Raw genomic sequence first — 25,279 nt, 5'->3', positions numbered from 1 at the left:
GGAGTAGTCTCCAGCACACCCGAGCGACGAAAAGAGCCATCTCATTGGATTGAATAAATCCAGTTGATGGCTCTTTTTTCATACCGATTAGCCGCGATTGCGCATCATCATCATTAGACCGCCAACAACGATCAGCCCGATGGCAATGATGGAGTTGTTGTGGAAGAGGGCGCTGAACAACGAGCCGATCGAGAAGATCGCGAAGAACAGCAGCGACATCACAGCAAGAATGCTGATCGGAATCAGCAGGTATCTATTGCGGTCGCCGAACCAATACAGTTCGAACAAACCAATGGCAACTGCTAACATAAATCCAGGCCACATGAGATGCCAGATATCGAACAGGGTGGAGATTTGGCACACGATCCCCGCGGTCAACACGATTCCGCCTGGCACGAGCAACCCAACGCCGCGGCGCTGCATGATGAAGAAGTACATCCAGTGGAAGAACACGCCTACAGGGATCACAAACAGGGTAGGCCAGAAAAACTCAAAAATCGTACCTGTCCCGAAAGCAACATCACCTTTCAGAAACATAAAAATACCTAACAGAATCAAGATCGGACCAAGAAAGGCGCTTCGATTCATATTCATAGACAATGGGTTCACTCCTATATCGTGGATTCATTGCTCTAAGCATATCATGCCACGGTAGACGTGTCTTCCGACTATAGGGAAGGACGAAGATCGGTCTCGGGACTGAGATGTGGGCGTGAATGACGCAAAAGAGGCCGTCCATGATGGACAGCCTCGTAATCGTAGCTTGAACGCGAAGTGGAACGTCAGTGCGCTAATCTTAACTAATTAGCTACTTTGCCTGCTGAAACGGAACGTGGATGCCTTATTTCTCACAAATTGGCCGAAACCTACGAAAATCGGAGCAATAGCGTACCCACGTTCCGCTTGCCGACCTTTTAAGCGGGAATCCAGCTGATTAGCGCATCTACGTTCCGTCTGGGGACCAAAGGCCTCCTAGAAAAACGTCACGAGCTCATCCTTGATCGCCTCGTTCGAACCGCCAACCACCTTCTGGAACTGTGGTTTCTCGAACAGAGCCTGGATTTGCTCCGGATACGTCTGCGCAATCCCGCGCAAGCGAATCGACTCATCGAACTTCGCTGGATGCGCCGTGGACAGAGCAACCGTTACCTCGCCAGCTGAGGCGAGCTTGTCGGCAGCAGCGACGCCGCACGCCGTGTGCGGGTCAAGCAAGTACCCTACCTGTGCATGGTAGTCGCTGATCGTGTCCAGACACTCCTCGTTCTGTACGCCATACGCGGCGAAATCCGCCTGCACCGCCGCCAGCTTGTCGGCAGGAATGACGACGCGGCCTTCGGCCTTGAACTGCGCCATGATCGCCGTTACTGCAGCAGCGTCCTCGCCGTACAGATAGAACAAGTAGCGCTCGAAGTTGCTCGCCACTTGAATATCCATGGACGGGCTGTACGTGCCGCGGAACTCGCCTGGTTGGTACACGCCTTCTTTCACGAAGCGCTCCAGAATATTATTCTCATTCGTTGCGAGAATGAGCTTGTTAATTGGAAGACCCATTTTCTGCGCCAAGTAACCGGCGAAAATATCGCCAAAGTTCCCCGTCGGCACGCTGAAGTTCACCTTAGCAGCCTGTGCCTCCTGAGGGAGCTGGAAGTACGCGTAGAAATAGTACACAGTTTGCGCCAAAATACGGGCAATGTTGATCGAGTTAATCGCACGCAGATGGTAGCGGTGTTTAAACTCAACATCTGCAAATAGCTCCTTGATGATGCGTTGGCAATCATCGAAAGTACCCTCGACGGACAAGTTCAACACATTGGCATCGTTCACGGTCGTCATTTGCAGCTCTTGCACTTGGCTGACTTTCCCGTGAGGGTGCAAGATACAAATGCGAATGCCCTCTTTGCCGCGAACGCCTTCGATCGCTGAAGCGCCCGTGTCGCCTGAAGTAGCGCCGAGAATGTGAATGATGGAGTTCGTTTTGCGGGAAACGTACCCGTAGAGATTGCCAAGGAATTGCAACGCAATGTCCTTGAAGGCGAATGTCGGACCGTGAAACAATTCAAGGACATACGTGCCCTCCGTCAAACGCTTCACAGGCGTCACCGCTTCGTCGCGGAATGTTGCGTAGCTGTCGTCAACGAGCTTTTTCAGCTCATCGCGTGGAATTTCGTTATTCACATAGAGTGAGAAAATCTCAAGAGCCAGTTCCGAATAGGACAGTTTCGACCAGGATTGAAGCGTGTCAGCAGATAGCTGCGGGATATACTTCGGAACAAGTAAACCGCCGTCATTGGCTAATCCCATCAAGATCGCATCGATGAAACCGATGGGTGCTACTTGGCCTCGCGTGCTAATGTATTCCATATGAGTCCCCTTAACGATTGAATTTTCAGTTATTGTATCAAAAAACAGAACATTTGGACAGTGTGCGGGGGCCCGATAAACAAAGAAACCCTCCCCAGCAGGGAAGGTTTCCGAAATCCATCTTCTTTTACTCGTTATCAGTCTCAACAACGATTTTCCAAGCTTGGCTGATCGGCGGCAGGCTCTTCGTCATCATCGGCCCGTAGAACCCGATGATCTTAGCACCTTTTGTCAGCGCAGCCTTATCTACTGGTTCACCTTTGCCGTCAACGATAGCGGTATCCGCGCTCACTGTCAGCACAACCTCGTCTGGTGAAGTCTCGGAAAGCCCTTCGCCTTTGAGAAGCAGGCTGCCATTTTCACGCACATCTTCAATCACGCCAGCTGTACCTACCGAGCCTTTGTGAACGGCAGTATCGAGCACTGTGATGTTAGACGCAGACGTTTGCGGCGGCAAGCTCATCGTCATCGCTAAGGAATGTTCAGCCGTAATCGTTAAGCCAACATGCAGATCAGCAAGCGTCAGCTCCGATCCATCCAGCATTTGATACGTTGTCTCTGGGCCTACATTAAGCACGATGCCGCCAGTCCCAACATCCTGAATATGAATCATCGTATGGTCAGGCTTTATGGTTTGGATAGACGTAATCACGCCTGTCGATTGCACCTTCTTCGCCTCCTCTTTCAACGAAACGGACACAGCGTTCCCTTCCGTCGCAACGGAGCCATGCAAGATTGTTTTCACGAATGATGCGGGCACGTACAGCTTGCTATCTACTAATTGAGGCGCGGTGCCGAGCTCAGTAAACATTTTATTAATCGTATAGCGATCTTCGCCTGTCTTAACGGTTGTAAATACGTTGCCCTTCACCAGGTCGACCGAATAAGTTTCTGGATGCCAAGTCAGCTTAAAGCCCAGACTTTCCGTTACAGCGCGTAACGGCAGCATCGCCTCGGCACCATTTGCCCCTAGAAATCCAAGATCAGTAAGGGCAGTGCCATTCACTTGAACGGTCACATCAAGGTTAGCGCTAATCGGTTGAATTTGAACGGGAGCCGCCTCAGGGGAAGCAGCATAAGCCGCACCAGTTGCCAGCATGCTCGATACGGAGAGGATCGCGAGACTTCGGGTCATCAAAGGTTTCATAGATGTAGAACTTCCTTCCTGTATGTAAATGTTGGGTGATCGATCACAATAACTCAAACGCAGGATGCGCGGAGAAGGTTGCAGACGTGCCGAAAGTTTCATTTTAATCATCTGAGGTGTGGACTTGGCGGTCTGGGAACTATACAATCAAGGGATGACTGTAATTTGGAAAAAAAGAGGTGGAAACGTTGTCTTTTGTGCTAAAGTTGCGATGGTTTTTTCAAGAGAGATGGAAGTTCTATGCGCTGGCAGTCTCCCTGATGATCGGTGTGAATTTACTGGCAACCATTCCGCCTAAAATGATAGGCAATACGATTGATCATATTCAAAAAGGGAATCTGTCCGCCTCCCAACTGCATCACACGGTGCTCCTGCTCGTGCTGCTTGCCCTGCTGATTTACGTGATGGCATATCTCTGGATTACGAATTTGTTCGGTAACTCTGCTTTGGTGGAAAAACTGCTCAGAGGCCGTCTGCTCGGCCATCTGACGACCATGTCCCCCGCGTTCTTCCAACGCAACTCGACGGGGCAATTGATGGCGTTGGCAACGAATGATGTGCTGGCCATTGGTCAAACCTCGGGCTACGGCGTTATGACGCTAGTCCACACGATAGTTGGTGCGTCGGTTGTCATCGTGACGATGGTGTCGCTCATTTCGTTTAAATTGATGCTGGCGGCATTGATTCCCCTGCCTTTTCTCGCCCTGGCGATTAATATTCTAGGCAAAAAGGTACGTGTACGCTTTCTCGCAGCGCAAGCCTCCTTCGGCGCCATGAACGATCATGCTTTAGAATCGATTTCGGGGATTCGCGTGATACGCTCCTATGTGCAGGAGGCGCATGATCTCAAAGCTTTTGATAAGGTGACGTCCGATGTCATGCACAAAAACCGCCGCGTCTCCATGCTCAATGCGCTATTCCAGCCGTTGACTTCGTTAATCGTCGGTTTGAGCTATTCGATCGGAATCGGCTATGGCTCATACCTCGTCTTCCAGAATGAGATTACGCTGGGTCAGCTGATCTCTTTCAATATTTATCTCGGGATGCTCATCTGGCCGATGATTTCCTTTGGGGAATTCATCAATGTCCTGCAGCGCGGAAGCGCCTCGGCCGACCGTTTGGATAAAGCGCTGACGCAAAAGCCAGATCTGGTCGACGTGGATACCCCCACGACTGTTGCTATGCCCGAACGTATCGAGATGAAAGGGTTAACGTTCACCTATCCAATTGCGAACCATCCGAGTCTCGTCGATGTTTCCTTCCAACTGGAGCGCGGTCAGACGCTGGGCATCGTGGGTCGTACGGGCAGCGGTAAGTCTACGCTGCTCAAGCAGTTCCTACGCCAATATCCCATTGAGTCAGGTAAATTGTTCGTATCTGGCGTGCCAATCGAGCACATTGCCATGGATCAAATGAAAGCCTGGGTCGCCTATGTGCCGCAAGAGCACCTGCTCTTATCCAAGTCCATTCGCGATAATATCGCGCTGGGCAAGCACACGGCTTCGCCAGAAGAGATCGCGCATGCGGTAGAGATGGCTTCTTTTGCCCAAGATATTGCTGGGATGCCTGACGGATTATCCACGATTGTCGGTGAGAACGGCGTCATGCTGTCCGGCGGACAGAAGCAGCGATTGGCGATCGCGAGGGCGCTGCTCATCGATTCAGAAATCCTGCTGTTGGATGACTCCCTCTCTGCGGTGGATGCTCGGACGGAAGCCCGCATTCTCCAGCATATCCGCAAGGAACGCGCAGGCCGCACAACGCTCATTACGACACATCGCTTATCCGCGGTCAGTCATGCGAACTGGATTCTCGTCCTCGACGAGGGCAGAGTAATCGAAGAAGGCACGCATGAAGAGTTGATGCATTTCGGCGGCTGGTACCGTGAGCAATGGGATCGCCAACAGATGGAAGCCAGTCTCGAAGACTAGAAAGGGAGGAGCCCCATGTCCAAACAAACGACGGCTAGACGGCTTATATCCTACGCCCTGGTCTATAAATTTAGAATTCTCGGAGCGCTGCTCATCCTGTGCTGCTCTGTAGCGGCGGAACTCGGCGGCCCTTATATAACGAAAACGATTATCGACCAGCATCTAGCTGGTGGTGTGAGCGATATGGCGCCCGTGCTGGGGCTGCTTGGCCTGTATATGGCTTTGCTGCTAACAGCCGGTCTCTGTAATTATTCGCAAGCGTACATCCTTCAATCCACCGCTCTGCAAATTATCAAAAACATGCGCATGGACCTCATGGCCCACATCCAGCGCATCTCGTTGCGCTATTTCGACAATACGCCGATCGGGCAAGTCGTGTCACGGATTGCGAATGATACGGAAGCGGTGCGTGACCTGTTCATGAGCTTCATGGCGACCTTCGTCGTCAGCACAATGCAGCTCCTTGGTATTTACATTGCCCTGTTCGTGCTGGACTGGCATCTAGCGGTTTTGGGCTTGGTGCTGCCGCCGATTTTCGTATTGATTATGCGGGTACATCTTAAGTATTCGAAGATTTTTATCACGATTATGCGTGCTAGACTGAGCGATATGAATGCCATGATCAACGAATCCATCGTCGTGATGCCGATTATTCAAGCGTTTCGCCGAGAGAAGGTGACGCTGGATGAATTCGAGGTGTTGAACAATGACCGATTGGTCAATCAGCTGAAACAGTTCCGCATTTACGCATTATCCTCGCGGAATGTGGTGGGAACGATCGGGAGCCTGGTGACGGCGATGGTGATTTGGTATTTTGGCGGAAAATCGTTAGAAACCGCGATCTCCTTCGGTGTGTTCTATGCGTTCATTGACTATCTGGGGCGGGTTTTCCAACCGATTATCGGGATTTTCGATCAATTGACGAATGCGCAGCGGGCTTTCGTGTCAGCGGACAAAGTGTTCGCGATCCTTGACATGGAAGGACACGATGTGGAAAAGACCGACCAAGTTCCGCGACCTGAGGGGGTCGTGAAGTTCGACAACGTCACCTTTGCCTATAAAAAAGGGGAGAATGTACTTAAAGGAATTTCGTTCGAGGCGCGGAAAGGAGAGACCATCGCCTTGGTTGGGCACACCGGCTCAGGCAAAAGCTCCATCATGAACCTGCTCCTCGGCTTCTACGAGCCGAACGAGGGCGTGATTACCATTGATGGGCATAACATTCAGAGCATGTCCAAACAAGCGCTGCGCAAGCACATGGGGATCGTGCTGCAGGATCCGTTCTTGTTCGCTGGCGACATCAAGTTCAACGTCTCGCTGTACAATCCAGACATCACACTGGATCGGGTGAAAAAGGCGTTGCTCGATGTCGGCGCAGCCGGCTTCATCGAGCAGCTGCCGCACGGCTACGACGAGCAAGTCGTCGAGCGGGGGAGCACGCTGTCCTCGGGACAGCGGCAGTTGATCTCGTTCGCGCGCGCGCTGGCCTTCGATCCGTCGATCCTTATCCTCGATGAGGCGACAGCCTCCATCGACAGCGAGACGGAAGGCCTCATTCAGCGCGCGCTGAAGGTGGTCAGTGAAGGGCGCACGACGCTCGTCATCGCGCACCGGCTGTCCACGATCCGCGAGGCGGATCAAATTCTTGTGCTGCACCGCGGCGAGATCGCCGAGCGGGGCAATCACGACGAGCTGATGGCGCTGGGCGGCCGCTACGCGAAAATGTACCAACTGCAGAAGGGCGCTTCTGCGGTTGTGGGATAGGAGAAAGGCGCTTCCTCGGTGGGGGAAGCGCCTTTTTTGCCTTTTTACATATGAATTGGCCTTTGGCCCTACTAGATAAAGTGAGGGGAACCGTATTTCCTAGATCCTAATTCTATTCACGTTTATTGATGTAATCTTTGTAAGCAGCAATTTTATGTTCAAGCATATCATCCGCAGCTTTTAACGTTCTGATTTGTTGCTTTATAACATGTTTGTGTTGTTCTAAAAGGCTTAATCGATCTAGTGTGGTATGGTCTCCTTCTAATACTAATGATGCATATTTCTTTATTTTCGCGATGGGCATTTGAGTTTCTTTTAGCTTGATAACAAATTGCAGCCAGTTAATATGTGAATCGTTATATCGCCTGTCTCCGCTTGCATCACGCGCAGGAAAAATAATGTTTTCCTTTTCATAATACCTCAATGTATGTGTGCTTAATCCTAAAATATCAGCCACTTCGCCAATGGTGTACATAAGCAACCTCCACATTGATTATATTATTCTTGACTTAGAGTTTACTCTAATAAGTATACTTAAATCATAGCTCGTTCACAAAAAATCTATTGTATAAAATTCAGGAGGTAAATCGATGAAATATACACTTATTACGGGTGCTAGTTCAGGAATTGGGTTTGAAACGGCTCTTGCTTTTGCGGGTCGGGGAAAAAATTTAATCCTAGCAGCTCGCAGAACGGAGGAGTTGGAAAAGTTAAAATCAAAAGTGGCTGACATGAACGCAGATCTGGATGTTGTCATTCGGACCGTTGACTTATCGGTTACTGTAAATGTTCATGAATTCTACGAAAGTCTTCGGAATTATCAGATTGAAACCTGGATCAACAATGCTGGTTTTGGAAACTTTGCAACTGTTGGGGATCAAGATTTAAACAAAATTGAGAAAATGCTTCACTTGAATATTGAAGCATTGACCGTTCTATCTTCTCTTTATGTACGCGACTATGCAGATGTTGAAGGAACGCAAATCATCAATATTTCATCAGGAGGAGGATACCGTATTGTTGCCGATGCTGTGACCTACTGCGCGACAAAATTCTATGTAAGTGCCTTTACAGAAGGTCTAGCACAAGAATTGAAAGCAAATGGAGCTGCCATGCAAGCAAAAGTCCTGGCTCCTGCTGCAACAGAGACCGAATTTGCGAAACGGTCCTATAATATTGACAATTTTGAATATAATGGTGTTGTTCCTAAATTCCATACAGCTAAACAAATGGCCGGGTTATTGCTCGATTTATATGACAGTGAGAAGGTGGTAGGCATTGTGAATGGAGAAACGTATGACTTCGAATTAAGAGATCCGATATATCCGTTTGTGTCAAAATACAGAGACAATCCGAACAAAACAAATAGCCGTTAGTTCCTTGGAATATGCCACTTTAACCTACCTCACTTTACGCTCTCTCAAGTAGCTCCACAGCATCAAAACAAACCCCGCGCCCGTCAATCCTGCGCCGAACAGCGGCAGGGACGAGAGGCCGACGTGCGTGATCGCCCAGCCGCCGAGGAAGGCACCCAAGGCATTGCCCAAGTTCAACGCGGAGTGCGTAGAGGTGGCTGCCAGCTCTGGCGCTTCTTTGGCCAGATTCATAATGCGAATCTGGAGTCCAGGTAAGATCCCGAAGGAAGCGACACCCCACACGAAGATGGTAATGATCGCGGCGATCGGGAAATGGTCTGTGTAGGCGAAGACAGCGAGGATGAGCGAAAGCGCTGCGAAGTTGCCGATCAAGGAAGGCATCAGCTTCCAATCGGCCATTTTGCCACCGACCACATTGCCAAGTGTCACCCCAAAGCCAAACAGGACGAGAATCCACGTCACGCTGCTTTCTTTAAAGCCTGTTATTTGCATCAGAATCGGGGCAATATAAGTGAATACGGCGAACAAGCTGCTGCAGCCTAGCGCACCGATCAGAAAAACAAGCAACAACCGCGGCTGTCCTAATGAACGCACTTGCTGCATGAGACCGCTGTTCGTTTTCGTCTGGATGTGCGGGATAAAGATGAGGATGCCGATGAACGAGATAATCCCCATCAGTACAACAGCACCGAACGATGCTCGCCAGCCCAGATGTTGACCAATGAAAGTGCCTAGCGGCACGCCGATAATATTGGCGATGGTGAGTCCAGCCATCATGACGGATATGGCGCTTGCCCGTTTATCAGGACGAACGAGATTCGCCGCAATGACGGACCCAACACCGAAAAATGTGCCATGCGCTAACGCAGAAATGAGCCGAGCAACAAGCACGATGCCGTAATTGGGTGCGAGCGCAGCTAAGCCATTGCCTAGGATGAAAATGAGCATGAGCACCAACAAGAGGCGCTTTTGCGGCAATTTATGAGTGAGCATAGCGAGAATGGGAGCGCCGAAAGCGACGCCAAGCGCGTAACCCGTGATCAGCTGTCCCGCTTGGGAAATACTGACGTGTAAGTCGTCCGCAACATTGGGGAGAATACCCATAATGACGAACTCGGTCATACCAATGGCGAAAGCACCGACGGTTAAGGAAAAAAGGGAGATCGGGAAACGCTCTTTCTCGGCTACGCTCCCATGTAAAACCTGTGATGTGTGCATGTGTAAGCTAACCAACCTTTCTGTCCGTTCTAAAGGCTTAATCATACCATGTGCAGCCCGCGGAAGGTGTGACAATCTGATTACTACTATTTAAGCAACGTTCATTTTACCTATTGACAGTTATCTTAAAATAAAGTATCTTTAAATTAAGATAAATGAAGCGAAGAAACGAGGTGACGTCCGATGAATGAAACGAGAAAAGATGCTCTAGATCTCTATATCGCACTGTCTCGAGCCAGCGAGTGGGTGAATGCGCACGGCGATCGTGATATTCGCAAACACGGACTGAACCGCACGGAGTTCGGTGTACTGGAGCTGCTGTACCACAAGGGTTCGCAGGCCATTCAACAAATTGGGGGCAAGGTGCTCATGAGCAGCGGGAACATCACCTACGTCGTTGATAAATTGGTTAAAAAGGAATACGTCATCCGCAACACGTCCAGCGAGGATCGCCGATTAGTTTTTGCTGAAATTACGGAAAAAGGGAAAGCTTTCATTGAGGATGTATTTCCGAAACATGCGGAAGTGATTGAAGGCGCAGTGGCAGGCCTGACCGATGAGGAGAAGCGAGTCGCTAGTGGGCTGTTGAAGAAGCTGGGCAAATTCGCGCAGGAGGGTTTTAAATAGTGGGTAGACGGCAAGTTCAGCCGTAATCCCACCCTCTGCTTTTGGCACACCCAATATCTTAAATTAAAGACAATTAACAATAAGGAGATGTTCATCATGACAACCCAACAACAAACAGCAGGCATTCACCATATCACCGCTTTCGTGCAGCATGCACAGGCGACAGTGGACTTTTATTCAGGACTTCTCGGACTTCGTATGATCAAAAAAACGATCAATTTCGATGCCCCCGAAGTGTATCATCTTTATTTTGGTAATGAAGCGGGGAGTCCGGGTACGATCATTACGTTTTTCCCGTATGCTGGCTCGCGCAAAGGCCGTATCGGCGGTGGTCAAGTCGGGATTTCCACCTATGCGGTACCGACAGGAAGCCTAGCATTTTGGGAAGCACGGTTGACGCAATTCGATATCGGTTATGAAAAAACAGCTCGCTTCGGAGAAACGTATCTCCAATTCAAAGATCCCGATGGCTTGCGGCTTGAAATTGTGGAGCGCGAGCAAGGTGCGCCTAGCCAGTGGGCTTTCGGAGGTGTGCCTGTGGACAAAGCGATTAAAGGCTTCGGCGGCGCTGTCCTGTACAGCACCGCACCTGATCAAACGTCGCAGCTGCTGCAGAATGTGATGGGGCTGGAAAAAGTGGGCCAAGAAGGCGCCTACGCGCGGTACAGATCTTATGGCGATCTCGGCAACATTATCGATATCAACGTAACGCCCATGGATTACGGCGCTGGCGGCGCAGGAACGGTGCACCATATCGCATGGCGCGCCAAAGATGATGCCGAGCATGCACGCTGGAGAAGCCACGTGACTAACCACGGCTACCATCCAACGGAAATCGTCGATCGCCAATACTTCAACGCGATCTACTTCCGTGAGGAAGGGGGCATTCTATTCGAGATTGCCACGGATCCACCAGGCTTTGCCCGCGATGAGCAGCCTGAGGCACTCGGTGAGCAGCTGATGCTGCCACCATGGTATGAAGCGCACCGCGCTCAAATCGAAAGTAATTTACCGCCGATTAAAGTACGCGTATTGGAGGGGGATGTGCGATGAGACATATTTATCAGCAAGGATCGGATGTAACAGCGCCAGTGCTCGTGCTTTTTCACGGCACAGGCGGGACGGAGCAAGACCTGCTGCCGCTGGCGCAGGCGGTTTCACCAACCTCCTCGGTGCTAAGTGTACGAGGGAATGTATTGGAGAATGGCATGCCGCGGTTTTTCCGCAGGCTGGCGGAAGGGGTCTTTGATGAGGAAGATCTCCTCTTCCGCACGAAAGAAGTGTATGATTTCCTCGATCAAGCGGCGATCGAGCATGGCTTCGACCGTCGCAACGTCGTGGCGATCGGCTATTCCAACGGGGCGAATATTGCGGGCAGCCTGTTGTTCCACTACCCGAATGCGCTGCGCGCCGCCATTTTGCATCACCCGATGGTGCCGCGGCGCGGCATCGAACTGCCGGATCTGACCGATACGCCAGTTTTCATCGGCGCAGGCAAGAACGACCCGATCTGCTCGCCGCAGGAATCGGAGGAGTTGGAAAGATTGCTGAGCAACGCAGGCGCTGAGGTTGTGGTGCATTGGGAGAATGCGGGACACCAGTTGACGCGTTCGGAGGTTTTTGCAGCGGCGGAATGGCTGCGCGGTGCCTTGGTGTAACAGAAGGGAGTGATCGCTCATGACGATGATTGCCATAGATCCATCCACGCAAAGCGAGCGGGACAATTATAAGCTGCTCATTGGCAGTATTATTCCGCGTCCCATCGCTTTCGTGACCACTTTGTCTAAGGAAGGCGTGTTAAACGCCGCGCCCTTCAGCTATTTCACCATCGTGACAGCGAACCCGCCGATGGTAGCCGTCTCCGTGCAGCGCAAGGGCGGCGTCCGTAAGGACACCTCCCGCAATGCGGTCGATAGTGGGGAATTCGTCGTTCATATCTCCGACGAATCCTATATCGACGCGATCAACCAGACGGCGGCCGCGCTGCCGCCAGACGAAAGCGAAGTGGCGCTCGCAGGGCTCACACCCGCACCGAGCAGCCGCCTCGCAGTGCCGGGTATCGCAGAAGCCAGCATTCGCATGGAATGCGTGCTGGAGCAAGCGATTCCGCTCGGCGGAACAGCGGATGCACCCGCGGCCGATCTCCTAATCGGGCGGGTGGTGTACATGCACATCGATGACGCCATCTATGAAGATGGGCATATCGATCCGCAGAAGCTGATGCCCGTCAGTCGGCTGGCTGGAAGCTCGTATGCGAAGCTGGGCGAGATGTTCGCCATCGATCGGCCTTCCTGATAGGGAGACGAATTGCCCCGCTCTGGGATGGAGCGGTGGTGATTCGTCTCTTTTTGTAAATGGGGAGCCCTGCCCCGACTCCGCACCTTATAGAAGCGGTCAACCGCTTCTATCTCGCCCCCAAGCGGCCTAGCTCCCAAGATAGAAGCGTTCCACCGCTCTTAAGTTGCTCAAATGAGCCACAAAACCACCCAAACGAGCCTGATAGAAGCGGTCAACCGCTTCTAACTCGTCTCCAACTAACCAAACTCCCAAGATAAGAGCGGTCAACCGCTCTTAAGTTGCTCAAACCAACCCCGCGGACCTCGCCCCCTCCAGCAAGTTGAATAGCATTATTTCCGAGTCTGGGCTTGCTTCAACAAGCTTTTAACTTAAATTACATTTTACAAAAAAGACGTAACCGCTTATGATGAGGGAGCTTCGACACACAATTGTGAGATTTATTGACTTCATACGGGAACTTAATACGATCCGTTACGTACTACTTCAAGTGATTCACAACTTACAAGATCCGACACGATACGGATAGAGGGAGTTCTAACAGGATGAAGCATGAGGATAAGGGCGGGTGGCGATCAGATATCGCACCTTTCGAAAGACCACATATGAAGCGTAGTGTGTGGCAAATCATCAATACAGTGGGACCCTTTTTCGTGCTGTGGTATTTGGCTTTTCTCAGCTTGTCTGTTTCCGTCTGGTTGACGTTCATCGTAGATTTGCTTGCGGCAGGATTTTTGATTCGCATTTTTATCATTTTTCACGATTGTTGTCACAAATCATTTTTCAGAAATAAATTGGCCAATGAAATTGTCGGCACGTTAACAGGCATTTTGACCTTCGTACCTTATCATCAATGGCGTCACACGCACTCTGTGCATCATGCTTCCAGCGGAAATTTGGATCGTAGAGGCGTGGGTGACATTTGGACGCTGACGGTCGATGAATACATGGGAGCTTCGAAACTCAAAAGAATCGCGTATCGACTCTACCGCAACCCGCTCGTGATGTTCATTGTGGGACCGATTTTCATCTTTCTGGTCGATTACCGATTCAACCGCAAGCGCGCGGGCATGCAAGAAAGAATGAATACGTACATTACCAATGTCGTCATCGTCGGCAGTATCGCGCTGCTCTGTTGGGGCATAGGTTGGCAATCTCTATTGTTGATTCAAGGACCAATCTTCTTTTTCTCTGGCATGGCGGGGATCTGGTTGTTCTATGTGCAGCATACGTACGAGGACACTTATTTCGAAAAAGCGGAGGAATGGGATTACGTCAAAGCGGCGATGCATGGCAGTTCGTTTTATAACTTACCGCGGATCTTACATTGGATTACGGGCGATATCGGCTACCATCACATTCACCACCTTAGTCCGCGCGTGCCAAACTATCATCTGCGCAAAGTTCACAATAAGAACGCCGCACTTCGCAATGTGCAGACGATCGGTTTGGTGAAGAGTTTTGAATCATTGAAGTATCGCATTTGGAATGAAGAATCCAAGAAGTTTATTCAATTCAAAGATTTGAAGCAGTTTCGTGTAAAAATAAAGCCTCACCTCATGAAAGCGGTCGATGTGGAGTGAGGAATAACCGTCTGACTTGCGGCAGTTGCTGCGGGGAGGGCGGTTTTTTGGTGTGATCGAGAGGCTCGCCCCCTGTACATGTTCACAAATTTGTGCCCAGCTATGATCTTGCAATCCCCCGCTAGGCGCCGTATAATCCGACTATAACGACAAAAAGTGAACGGGTGTTTATTAATGCAAATTTTAAAAGATGAAGTCAAACAGAGTATCCGCCAAGCGGCATTGGCCGAGTTCAAAAAGCATGGGTATTTGAAAGCCTCTATCCGCCAAATTGCAGATGCCGCAGGCATCACACCTGGCAACATTTATCGCTATTTCAAGAGCAAGGATGATCTGTTCGATGAGCTGATCCAACCGATTCATGCGCAGTTAGCCGAGGTGTTACGGGTGACGAAGCAAGAGGTGGATAGTACGTTGTGCACCGTGCTGTCCGACCATTTGGTGATTTTGCGCCAAATTGACGCGTCCCTCATTCAACTGTTCAAGGAATCGAGCGCCGAGCTCACAATTCTTCTCAATCTGAGCGAAGGCTCGCGCTATCAATCGACCAAGCAAGACATGATTACCCTGGTCGTACAAATTATGACCGAAGTGTTTACGGCTGAATTGGCGGCAGAGTCGGGGCAGCTAGCTCCCCAGGATCGGCTCACGGCCAGCATGATGGCTACAACGCTAGTCGAGAGTATCTGTTTAATTCTCCGCGATCATGAGGACGGCGACACGATCAAGCTGCTGGTGGATGAGCTTTTGTACGTCTACTGCACAGGAATTTCAGAGAAAATCAAGCTGCTGAAAGCATAAGCGGCTACTGGCCCCGACATGACATACGCGGTCGCCCTTGGTGGTCGGTCGCGTCATTTATCCATAGATATTTTTTTGATCCAATAATGAACACTTGTTTATTACTGTTCACTTAAAGCGTGAAGGAGAAGAGAGAGATGAGAAATATTGTTAAGTTCCGCTGGGCCATTCTCGTGGCTTGGCTGGCTGCTGCTGTACTGCTCACGGTGATTCAACCTGATGTGAATGCGATTCTAGGGCTTAGAGGGCAGGATCCCCTCCGCAGTGACAGCCCATCGCGCGTGGCTACGAGTATTTTGAACAAAATCAACGGAGTTGAAGGAACGAGCGACATTGTCGTTTTCCATAACCCGAATAAGCTGTCGGATGCGGACATGGCTTCGATTCAAGATGGCATTTCGAGTATGAAAAGCCATCAAACCGAGCTGGGCTTTGACCAGTTGATTGACCCTTTTACACTGCCGGATGCAAAGTCTTCGCTCGTTTCGGAAGATGGCACGACGTTGATGGCGAGCTTTTCGCTGGATAAAAGAGGGCGCCATGTCGACGCTATTCACAAAGAGTTTGAAGATGTGCTGAAGGACGTGAAGGTGGATTACTACCTTTCAGGGGAGGATTTCATCCAAGATGACTACCTCAAGGCGTCCGAGTCAGGCGTGGAGAAAAGCGCAGCGTTGACGGTTATTTTTATTCTCGCGGTGCTGATCATCATGTTCCGTTCGGTTGTGATCCCTGTTGTATCGTTGTTCGCGGTCGGGCTTTCCTACCTCGTTTCTATGGGGATTGCCGCGCAGCTTATCGATAAGTTCGGGTTCCCTGTGACGAGCGTGACGCAGATGCTGTTGATTCTAATTCTTTTTGGCATTGGGACCGACTACAACATTCTTTTGTTCAATCGGTTCAAAGAGGAGTTATCCCACGGCTTATCCGTGGATGAAGCGATTGGAGTGACATTCCGCACGGCGGGGAAAACGATTTTTTATAGCATTTTGACCGTGTTTATTGCGTTTGCAGCATTGACGTTCTCGGATTTCGGTATTTATCAGTCCGCGAATGTGGTCGCCATTGGTTCCGCGATTCTCTTGCTTGAGATCGTAACAGTGACGCCATTTTTCATGAAAATGCTAGGGAATAAGCTCTACTGGCCTTCCAAAGGGGCAACGGGGCATAAGGAAAGCAAGTTCTGGGCGGGTTTAACACAGATTGCCGTGAAAAAACCAGTTCTAACGACCTTGATCATTCTCATTGTGATGGTTCCGCTGGCACTTTCGAATCATCAGAAGCTGTCTTTCGACCAGTTGAAAGAGCTGGGTAACGATCACGAGTCGACCAAAGGCTTCTCGCTTGTTGCGGACCATTTCAGCCGTGGGCAGGCGCTTCCGACGATGGTTGTGATTCAGAATGAGCAGCCGTTGAACACGAATGACGGCCTGGCGGCGATCGATAAGGTGACGGAGAAGCTGAAAAGCGTTCCTGGTGTCGCCAAAGTATCCAGCGTCACGCAACCGCAATCGAAGCCGATTGACGATTTCTATATATCGAACCAAACGAAGCTTGTTACGGATGGCATTACCGCTTCGCAGAAGGGTGTCAATCAAATTCGTGACGGGCTCACGCTCATGCAAAGCAAGTTAACTGTGCCAGATACGTCCAGTGTAGGCCAACTCGTGGATGGCACGAGTCAGGTGCAGGACGGCTACAGCAAGCTGACGTTGGCTCTGGATCAAGTGGCTGGCGGTATTGCCAAAGGCGCAGGCGGTGCTGGGGAATTGAGCGCAGGCATAGAGAAATTGAAAGACGGCCTGGACCAAGTGAGTGCCAATAGCGTGAAAATTAGCGATGGACTCACGCAGTTGAGTCAAGGCTACCAGTCTGTGACAAGCGGCTACAGCCAAATCGAGGGTCAATTGACCGGCATTCAGCAAGGGCTTGTCGGTATGAATGGGCTGATTGGCGGCTTGGGCAGCAAGTACAGCCAATTGACGACCGATGCCGATTACATCCAGCTGAAGCAAACGGGAGAAGGGCTTGCTTCCGGCTTGGCGCAGCTCAACGGCGGACTTCAGGAGCTTGGCAAGAACGCTGCCAAGCTGAACAGCGCCTTTGCGGATACGACACAAGGCTTGACGCAAGTGAACGGCGCGCAGACGCAGCTTGCCGCAGGGCTTGCAGCGCTGCACAGCGGCGCGGAAGAGCTCGCGAAGGGGCTGCAGCAAGGCAGCGCGGGCAGCCGTGAGATCGCCGCGAACATGGCGAAGCTGAACGCTGCGCTAGGCAGCGTCAAAGACGGTCAGCAGAAGCTGAGCGAAGGCTTGTCAGGTCTCGGCGGCGGCCTGGGCCAGCTGAAGGACGGCCTTGGACAGAGCGGAAACGGACTTGGTGACGTGTCCGACGGCCTGGGCAAAACGAGCCAGTTCCTCACGCAGTTGAACGGCTCGAAGACGTTCTTTATTCCGAAAGAAGCGCTCGCTAGCGCGGATTTCGGCAAGTCCTTAGACAGCTTCATGTCCAAGGATCGGACGATGACGAAGATGATCGTCATTCTGAAGGATGATCCGTATTCAGCGGCGGCGATGGATACGATTGAAGGCATTAACGCGGAGCTCGCGGCAAGTGTGAAAGGTACAGTTCTGGAGCATGCGAAAGTTGGCGCGGCAGGCCCGAGCTCGACGACATACGACACGAACAAGGCGCAGGTGAAGTCGTTTAACAGCACCGCGATCATCGTCATTATCGGTGTGTTTATCGTCTTATTGTTCGTCATCCGCTCGTTCTGGCCAGCTGTGTATGTGATCTTCTCGCTGGTGATTTCCTACTACGTTGCCATGACGGTAACCAATGTTGTAACGGATAAAATCATTGGCGCTGAGGGGCTCTCGTCCTTCGTTCCGTTCTTCTCTTTCATCATTATTGTCGCGGTTGGCGTAGACTACAGCATCTTCTTGCTGATGCGCTACAAAGAGCTTGGCGAGCTTTCGCCAGCTACTGCGATCGTTCAGGCCGCCAAGCACATCGGCGGCGTGGTGATCTCGGCGATGGTCATCCTTGGCGGCACCTTCGCCACGTTGGTGCCATCCGGCCTCGTCCTGCTCATGGAGCTGGCTGTGGCAGTGATCGTCGGCTTGGTTGTGCTCTGTTTCGTCTTGCTGCCGATGCTGCTGCCCGCTTTGCTGGCACTGCCAGAGGTGCTTCGCGCGAAGCGCGGCGTTCCTGCAGCGCGCCAGATGTCGACGGAGAGCCGCACCGTGTAAAGAAAATGCCTTCCCACATTTTTGTGGGAGGGCATTTTTTGCTTTTTCAACGCCAGTCACCCTTCAAAAAACCTAAAAAAAACACAAGATAGTGAAAAGGCATTCCATAGCTGTAAGCGCTGTATCAGGGTAGGATAGAGCTATAACATCGACGAAGATGAGTGAGGGGGGCCAGAGGATGGCGGTCAACGCACAAGCGGTGAAGCAAATGAATCAGCGCGCGCAGGTGAGCAAGGGTAAGGCCATGCTGCGAACGTTTTGGAAGTATAAGGCGCTATATCTCATATCGCTGCCAGGCATTATTTACTTTATTGTTTTCAAGTACGTTCCCTTGTTAGGTTCAGTTATTGCCTTTCAGGACTACAACATTTTTGACGGCTTTACAGGCAGTAAATGGGTAGGCTTTGATAACTTTACACGGATGTTCGCACACTATGACTTTCTTAATATTTTGAAAAACACTGTGCTTATCGGTGTTTACGATTTGCTGCTTGGTTTCCCGGCGCCGATCATTCTCGCGTTGCTCTTGAACGAGCTTCGCCTGGTGGTGTATAAGCGTGTCCTGCAAACGGTCGTGTACATGCCTCACTTCCTGTCTTGGGTGATCGTTAGCGGGATCGCAATCGGTATCCTTTCCCCGTCAACAGGGGCAGTCAACCACTTCATTACTTGGTTAGGTTTTGAGCCGATTTACTTCTTGGGTGAAGAATCTTGGATTCGTTCCGTGTTGATTACGTCAGGGATTTGGCGGGATTCCGGATACGGCACGATCATTTATTTGGCAGCGCTCGCAGGGATTAACCCTGATTTGTATGAAGCCTCTGAGGTGGATGGGGCCAATCGGTGGAGACAAACAATATCCATTACATTACCTTCGTTGCTGCCAACCATTATGATTTTGTTCCTTTTACACATTGGGAAATTCCTAGACTTTGGCTTCGAGCGTGTGTTTGTATTCCTGAACCCGCTCAACAAAGAAAATGGTGAAATTCTAGATACGTACATTTACTCACAGGGGTTACTCGCTCAGCAGTTTAGTTATACGACAGCGATTGGGCTATTCAAAGCCGTTGTCGGCGTGATCTTCATTGTTACGGGTAATCTTCTGAGCAAAAAAACAACGGGTGAAAGCTTGTACTAAGACGGAGGTGGATGCATTATGAATCGCAAGCCGACAGCCGGCTGGCAAGTGTTTAACGGATTTAACTTACTTTTTCTAACGCTCTTATCACTAGCGATGCTCCTGCCGTTCTTAAACGTGCTGGCCCAATCGTTCAGTTCCTCGGAAGCGATCGTGAATGGGAAGGTACTATTCCTGCCCGTACATTTTACATCGATCAACTACCAATATGTCTTCAGCGATATGGCCATCTGGCGTTCGTTCGGGGTAACCGTGTATATTACGGTGGTAGGTACACTGATCAACCTGATTGCCACGGCTTCGCTGGCGTATCCTGTCTCTCGGCCTGAGTATGCAGGCCGCAATGTTGTCGTGATTATGGTGCTGATTACGATGGTGTTCACAGCGCCGCTTATTCCTAATTTTATTTTGATGAAAAATTTACACCTAACGAACTCGCTTTGGGCCTTAATGATTCCAGGTGCGATCAGCGCCTTTAATTTCTTCATTATGCGGTCATTTTTCATGCAAATCCCGAGCGAGCTGATCGATTCTGGGCGCATCGACGGCTGCTCCGAGCTAAGAATGATCTGGAACATTGTGCTGCCGCTATCTAAACCAGTCATGGCTTCCCTAGGTATTTTCTATGCCGTCAGTCACTGGAATACGTATCAAAATGCCCTGTACTACATCAATAAGCCTGCCCTGTGGCCGCTTCAGGTCAAGCTTCGCCAATTGATCGTATCGGAGGATATCAGTATCGATCCGAATGCTTCGCAATTCAGCGGGCTTGCGCATATGGATCCAGAGGGGATCAAGATGGCAACCATTATCATTGCGACACTCCCGATTATCATCATTTATCCGTTCTTACAGCGCCATTTCGTCAAGGGTATGATGGTTGGATCCGTCAAATCCTAAGTTTTAACTATTTTTACAATATTCTAAAAAAAATACAAATTCAACTAAAGACACTCCATAGTCGTGTATTGTAAACGCTTTTACAATGAAAGTGTTAAAGCGTTTGATACCTAGTCGAAATGAAAAGAGGGGTAGCAGTGAAAAAATGGATTCCCACGACGATGGCTGTCGTATTGTTGGCTGGTGTAATGGCTGCTTGTTCGAATTCGAAGTCCGCAGAGCAACCTACATCCAGTGCAGCAGCTAGTACTAAGCCAGCAGAGAAAACGAAGTTTTCGATCTCCTTACGTACGCTTGCTTTCGGACATGTTGAGAAGTCACCTGATATTAACCAAGATAAATGGGTGAAAAAGCTGGAAGAACTCACGAACTCCGATATGAATATCGTGCTAGTGCCGCACAAAGAATATGAACAGAAAATGATTCAAATGTTTGCAACCAACGACATTCCTGACGTTGTTCAGGCTAATGGTGGCGTAAATGGTAAAGAACTGGCAGGTTCCGTGAAAGCTGGCGTGTTCATGCCGCTTGACGATTTGCTTAAGAAATATGGTCAGAATTTGCTGAAAAAGGTACCCAAAGAAGCATGGGATAAAGTAACGTACCAAGGTAAGATTTTCGCAATTCCTGAATACTTGTCCAACCCGTCCCGTCGTGCCATTTTCGTTCGTAAGGACTTGCTGGATAAAACAGGTCTAGGCGTACCGAAAACAGTTGATGAGTACATGAACGTACTTCGCAAGTTCAAGGAAATGGGCGTAGAGAACCCGTATATGGGTCGTGAGAACTTCAAGTACGCCGATTCCTTCTTCGGTGCTTATGACGTATTCCCTTACTTGTCTATGTTCGAGAAGCAAGGCGATCAAGTATTGCCGAAATTCTATGATACAGAGAATATGATGAAAGCCCTTCAAACGTATAAAACGATGTTTGACGAAGGCTTGATCAATAAAGAATTCGCGACAATCAACGCAACTGTGTTCAAGAACACCATTCTTGCGGGTAAAGCAGGCATGTGGTCCATGAACGCGAACGAAATGCTGCAATGGGAAACACAACTGAAAACGACGGTCCCAACAGGTGACATCGAGATCATTCCAGCACCAACAGGACCAGATGGCAAAGGCGGTCACTACCTGTATGGAGCAGCACCACGCGCTTATTTCATTAACAAAAACGTAAAAAATGCCGCTCAAATTGTCCAATTCTTTGACTGGATGATGTCCCCTGAAGCAGAGAAATTCTTTACTTTCGGTATTGCAGGCGACACGTACACAGAAACGAATGGCAAAATTGATTACAAAGCACCTACGGATACTGCAGGTGTAGATGAAGAGCGTTATCGTCAGTCCTTCTTGTGGTTGGTTCAAGATACAACTTATAATAAAGGGACGCTTGGCCTGACAGAAGAAGGCAAGAAGTTGATGAATATTTTTGATACGACTTTGAAAAATGAAGGTCGCGACGGAATTGAATTCGAACCTCGTCTAGACTCATTAGCGAAGAACCCTGACATTTCACCAATTTCCGACCAAGCACCACCCGTACTTCTTTCCCACATGGTGAAAATGGTTTACGGAAAAGAACCAATTTCCGATTGGCCGAAAGTGTTGGAAGAGTGGAAGTCCAAAGGCGGTAATGATGTAATTAAGGAAGCGAATGATAAATTCAATAGTAAAGATTCCGGTACGACAGTGATCATGCCGCGTAAATAAGCTCAGTTTCTGAGCATGCAGACTCCTCACGTACCTAACGGCACGTGGGGAGCATGTATTTTCAACAGGTTTTGAAAGGAGAGTTCCTCATGTACCGCATACTCATTGTCGATGACGAACCGATGATACGCCGAGGATTACAAAAGCTTGTGGAACAATCGGAGCTGCCGATTGAAAGCTTGCGAACAGCTGAGAATGGTATTGTCGCAATGCAGCGGATTCAGGAGGAACGACCTGATTTTTTATTCACCGACATACGTATGCCGAAAATGGACGGCCTAGAGTTGTGCGCTCAAATTGCCCAGATGGATGCCGACATTCAAGTGGTCGTGATTTCGGGCTATGGGGATTTCGAGTATGCGCAGAAGTGCTTGTCTTACGGCGTGAAAGAATATTTGCTCAAGCCAGTGAACATTAAGAGATTTGGGCAGGTGTTGGAGAAGCTCATTCTGAACAAAAGCAAGGTGAGCTCCGAGTCTTTTGTGGCGGTCACGAAGCTGGAGAGCTGGGCTACCCGCTTGGAGCAGGCGGTCTGGCTGCTGCAGCAAGATGAGCTGGAAGCAGCGCTTGAGGAGATTCGCACCGAGCTTGGCGCCTATAAGTTAAAGCTGAATCGCGTAAGCGAGATTGTGCAGGAGATTTATACGCTTGTACATCAGCGCCTAACGGTTCGCGATGTGTTCGTGATGCAGGAGGAGCTGAAAATTTCCGTCGCGTTGAGCGCAGAGGATGTGTGGCAGTGGTTCACGACATCCGTGCAAGGGCTGTTGCAAGAGCTGAAGAGCAAACGAAAAGGCAAGCATAAGGACCCTGTCGAGGAAGCGAAGCTCTATATGGAACAACATCTAGCTGAAGAAGTTTCCTTGGAAGAGGTAGCGGAATATATCGGTCTCAATCCGTCTTATTTTAGCCAATTGTTCAAGCAAAATACCCAAGAGACCTTCGTTCAGTATCGGACACGCAGGCGGATGGAGAAGGCGAAGAAGCTGCTCCAACAACCGCACTGGCGCATTACCGACATCTCCGGAGAAGTGGGGTATGCGGATCATCCGCATTTTACGAAAACGTTCAAAAAGTATGAAGGCTGCTTACCCTCGGAATACCGCCAGCGAATGGGGATCCGCTAATGAAGAGAAAGTCGCTGTCGCGTCAAATTTATGCGTATTTTCTCATCGTGATCGTGTTGTCTCTCGTGTCGGTTGGCGCGGTATCCTACTGGCAATCCTCGCGGGCGCTCGATGATCAGGTCAAGCAATATATGGAGCAGATGGTGGATAGTGCGAACTATCAGACGGATAGCTATTTACAGGCGTATGAGCTGCTCAGCAATGCTTTTTCATCGAATTCGGATGTACGGGCTTTCATGGAAATTAAACCCGATGACGCCTATGAGTACTACGTGTATTCGGACAAAATCAAGAAATTCGCGCTCGCTTCCGTCGAGTCGATTGTGACGCTGTATAAGCAGCTGAATATGATTTATGTGACGGGTCAGCATGGGCGTTCCGTCATTTATGAGAATCAAAACTTATTTAATTTCGACCCTGTTTTGGTGCAAGAGAAGTACACGAATTTAATGAAATTGACACCATCTGATGGCAAAATCGCGCTGCTCAACATGAGTATCCGTGCGGTGGACAAAGGATCTGTCGTCACGATGGCCCGCAAAGTAAGGGGCCCTTCGTATGGCGATGAGAACCGCGGCGTGGTCGCGATTGAAATCAAACTCGATGAACTCGCGAAGACGTGGGATCGCGTGAACTTGGGCAAGGAAGGCTTCTTCTTCATTGTGGACGATGCGGGAAATTACATCTATCCACGTGCGATGAGTCAGCGGAATCCGCAGGATGAGCTGGCTGCCCGGGTGCTGGGGAGCGGGAATCAAACCTTTTTGTACAAATATAACGGGGAAGAACGTATGTTTGTTTCGCGGAAATCGGGGTACTCGGATTGGAATCTGGTGGCCTCCATGTCCGTGGATGAGTTGCGGCGTCCTGTTAACACGATCCGTACGACGACCCTTGTTGTAGGATTAGCGACGTTGGTGATCGCACTGTGGTTATCTTTCCGTTTCGGCCGCTCCATTATTGCTCCTATTCGTTGGTTGAAAGACAGTATGCGCGAGACGGAAAAAGGAAATTGGCAGTATATCGATGGCATTGGGCGTGCCGACGAGATTGGCGGACTCATCCACAGCTACAACCTTATGGTCACGCGCTTATCGCATATGATTGAGCGTGTCTATGAAGCTGAACTGGAGCAGCACAAAAACCAGCTCGAGCTAGGTGAAACCAAGCTCGAACGGCAAAAGGCGGAGTTTCAAGCGCTGCAGCTGCAAATTAACCCGCACTTTCTGTATAACACGTTAGAAACGATCAATTGCTACGCCATTGTTCAGAATTCGAGTGAAATAACCGAGATGGTTGAGGCGATGGCTTTCATGCTTCGCTACTCGGTTCAGACGAACCTCGAAGAGATAACAGTCGCCAATGAGCTGAATCATGTGCGGAATTATATGATTATTTTGCAGCATCGGACGGAGCGGGAATTCGAAATTGACGTTGCGATCCCGCCGAGCTTACTGCTGGAGAAGATGGTTCGGCTGACGTTGCAGCCGTTAATAGAAAACATTTTCCAGCATGCGTTTCCAGATGGTGTGGAGGCGCATCACATGATTCGTATTGATGCTCGCAAAGAAGGCGGCTTGTTCCAAGTGTTCATCGAGGACAATGGGGTAGGCATGCCAGCAGAGAGATTGGCTGAGCTTCGGCAGAAGCTCGAAGAGAACCGCTTGGCCGAGCCGGAGGAAGCGGTCGGCGGGTCCAAACGCGGCGGCGGCATCGGCCTTATGAACGTGCATCGCCGCATCCAAATGGTGTTCGGCGAGGCGTACGGGCTGTCCGTCGACAGTGAGCGGGGGCGCGGCACCTGTGTCACGATGACCATGCCCGAAACCGTGCGGCCTCGGCTGCGGGGGGAGGGGTGGGCGGAACGTTGAGCGTATAGCCACTAGCCATCATCAACGTATTCCGCCACCGTGACTCATCCCTATTCGGCGGTGGATGGTGGATAGGGAGCCGAAACCGATATTTAGAAGTGGTTGACCGCTCTTAACTAGCCCGAAGTGGAGAAAAAGCGCGAAATAGAAGCGGTTGACCACCCTTAACTG

20 protein-coding genes are annotated in these 25,279 nt (G+C 50.2%); 15 read left to right on the top strand and 5 right to left on the bottom strand.

Features of this window, described 5'->3' with window-relative positions:
* Window positions 1-87 precede the first annotated feature (87 nt).
* From MJB10_RS26190 to MJB10_RS26180, 3 genes are all read right to left on the bottom strand, one after another.
* Window positions 88-588 carry a hypothetical protein gene (locus tag MJB10_RS26190; RefSeq protein WP_397386650.1) on the bottom strand — a complete coding sequence of 167 codons (501 nt, stop codon included), beginning with the start codon at window positions 586-588 and terminating at the stop codon, window positions 88-90.
* Window positions 589-972: 384 nt separating this feature from the next.
* Window positions 973-2,361 (bottom strand): threonine synthase, encoded by a 1,389-nt coding sequence (gene thrC, locus MJB10_RS26185; RefSeq protein ID WP_314800149.1) that lies wholly within the window; start codon window positions 2,359-2,361, stop codon window positions 973-975.
* A 127-nt stretch (window positions 2,362-2,488) separates the two neighbouring features.
* Window positions 2,489-3,508: a copper amine oxidase N-terminal domain-containing protein gene (locus tag MJB10_RS26180; RefSeq protein ID WP_314800147.1), complete on the bottom strand. Its 1,020-nt coding sequence runs from the start codon at window positions 3,506-3,508 to the stop codon at window positions 2,489-2,491.
* Between the two features lie 188 nt (window positions 3,509-3,696).
* On the opposite strand from MJB10_RS26180, the gene MJB10_RS26175 reads away from it, so the two are divergent.
* Window positions 3,697-5,439 carry an ABC transporter ATP-binding protein gene (locus MJB10_RS26175; RefSeq protein WP_314800145.1) on the top strand — a complete coding sequence of 581 codons (1,743 nt, stop codon included), beginning with the start codon at window positions 3,697-3,699 and terminating at the stop codon, window positions 5,437-5,439.
* Window positions 5,440-5,454: 15 nt separating this feature from the next.
* Window positions 5,455-7,203 (top strand): ABC transporter ATP-binding protein, encoded by a 1,749-nt coding sequence (locus tag MJB10_RS26170; RefSeq protein ID WP_314800143.1) that lies wholly within the window; start codon window positions 5,455-5,457, stop codon window positions 7,201-7,203.
* A 112-nt stretch (window positions 7,204-7,315) separates the two neighbouring features.
* Here MJB10_RS26170 and MJB10_RS26165 read toward each other — a convergent pair whose 3' ends face one another.
* Entirely contained in the window at window positions 7,316-7,678 is a 363-nt protein-coding gene (locus tag MJB10_RS26165) for a MerR family transcriptional regulator (protein ID WP_314800142.1), read from the bottom strand.
* A 115-nt stretch (window positions 7,679-7,793) separates the two neighbouring features.
* Here MJB10_RS26165 and MJB10_RS26160 point away from each other — a divergent pair, with 115 nt between their 5' ends.
* Window positions 7,794-8,579: an SDR family NAD(P)-dependent oxidoreductase gene (locus tag MJB10_RS26160; protein WP_314800140.1), complete on the top strand. Its 786-nt coding sequence runs from the start codon at window positions 7,794-7,796 to the stop codon at window positions 8,577-8,579.
* A 24-nt stretch (window positions 8,580-8,603) separates the two neighbouring features.
* On the opposite strand, the gene MJB10_RS26155 is transcribed toward MJB10_RS26160, so the two are convergent.
* Entirely contained in the window at window positions 8,604-9,797 is a 1,194-nt protein-coding gene (locus MJB10_RS26155; RefSeq protein WP_314800139.1) for an MFS transporter, read from the bottom strand.
* A gap of 183 nt (window positions 9,798-9,980) precedes the next feature.
* On the opposite strand from MJB10_RS26155, the gene MJB10_RS26150 reads away from it, so the two are divergent.
* The 12 genes from MJB10_RS26150 (at window position 9,981) to MJB10_RS26095 (ending at window position 25,108) form a co-directional block, all read left to right on the top strand.
* A complete protein-coding gene (locus MJB10_RS26150) occupies window positions 9,981-10,424 on the top strand; it encodes a MarR family winged helix-turn-helix transcriptional regulator (protein ID WP_314800137.1) in 444 nt (147 codons plus the stop codon).
* 96 nt (window positions 10,425-10,520) lie between these two features.
* Window positions 10,521-11,477 (top strand): ring-cleaving dioxygenase, encoded by a 957-nt coding sequence (locus MJB10_RS26145; protein WP_314800135.1) that lies wholly within the window; start codon window positions 10,521-10,523, stop codon window positions 11,475-11,477.
* On the top strand, window positions 11,474-12,082 hold the full coding sequence (locus tag MJB10_RS26140; RefSeq protein ID WP_314800134.1) for an alpha/beta hydrolase: 609 nt from the start codon (window positions 11,474-11,476) through the stop codon (window positions 12,080-12,082). The genes MJB10_RS26145 and MJB10_RS26140 overlap by 4 nt, the downstream gene beginning before the upstream one ends.
* Window positions 12,083-12,107: 25 nt before the next feature.
* Window positions 12,108-12,719 carry a flavin reductase family protein gene (locus MJB10_RS26135; protein WP_314805866.1) on the top strand — a complete coding sequence of 204 codons (612 nt, stop codon included), beginning with the start codon at window positions 12,108-12,110 and terminating at the stop codon, window positions 12,717-12,719.
* Between the two features lie 545 nt (window positions 12,720-13,264).
* Entirely contained in the window at window positions 13,265-14,302 is a 1,038-nt protein-coding gene (locus MJB10_RS26130) for a fatty acid desaturase (protein WP_314800132.1), read from the top strand.
* Window positions 14,303-14,476: 174 nt separating this feature from the next.
* On the top strand, window positions 14,477-15,103 hold the full coding sequence (locus tag MJB10_RS26125; RefSeq protein ID WP_314800130.1) for a TetR/AcrR family transcriptional regulator: 627 nt from the start codon (window positions 14,477-14,479) through the stop codon (window positions 15,101-15,103).
* A gap of 137 nt (window positions 15,104-15,240) precedes the next feature.
* The gene (locus tag MJB10_RS26120; RefSeq protein WP_314800128.1) at window positions 15,241-18,354 is read left to right on the top strand and encodes an MMPL family transporter; all 3,114 of its coding nucleotides are present in this window, start codon (window positions 15,241-15,243) and stop codon (window positions 18,352-18,354) included.
* 208 nt (window positions 18,355-18,562) lie between these two features.
* Complete coding sequence (locus MJB10_RS26115; protein WP_314805864.1) at window positions 18,563-19,495, top strand: ABC transporter permease; 933 nt, start codon at window positions 18,563-18,565, stop codon at window positions 19,493-19,495.
* An 18-nt stretch (window positions 19,496-19,513) separates the two neighbouring features.
* Entirely contained in the window at window positions 19,514-20,395 is an 882-nt protein-coding gene (locus MJB10_RS26110) for a carbohydrate ABC transporter permease (protein WP_314800127.1), read from the top strand.
* Window positions 20,396-20,532: 137 nt separating this feature from the next.
* Window positions 20,533-22,110 (top strand): extracellular solute-binding protein, encoded by a 1,578-nt coding sequence (locus tag MJB10_RS26105; RefSeq protein WP_314800126.1) that lies wholly within the window; start codon window positions 20,533-20,535, stop codon window positions 22,108-22,110.
* A gap of 89 nt (window positions 22,111-22,199) precedes the next feature.
* Window positions 22,200-23,237, top strand: coding sequence for a response regulator transcription factor (locus MJB10_RS26100; RefSeq protein WP_314800125.1), 1,038 nt, complete (start codon window positions 22,200-22,202; stop codon window positions 23,235-23,237).
* Complete coding sequence (locus tag MJB10_RS26095) at window positions 23,237-25,108, top strand: cache domain-containing sensor histidine kinase (protein WP_314800124.1); 1,872 nt, start codon at window positions 23,237-23,239, stop codon at window positions 25,106-25,108. Before MJB10_RS26100 ends, MJB10_RS26095 begins: the two co-directional genes overlap by 1 nt.
* The last annotated feature ends 171 nt before the right edge of the window (window positions 25,109-25,279 follow it).

The sequence above is a fragment of the Paenibacillus sp. MBLB1832 genome, from assembly GCF_032271945.1.
GTDB classification, from domain to species: domain Bacteria; phylum Bacillota; class Bacilli; order Paenibacillales; family NBRC-103111; genus Paenibacillus_E; species Paenibacillus_E roseopurpureus.
Note: the sequence above shows the minus strand (reverse complement) of the source record. Positions and strands in the feature narration are given on the sequence as shown.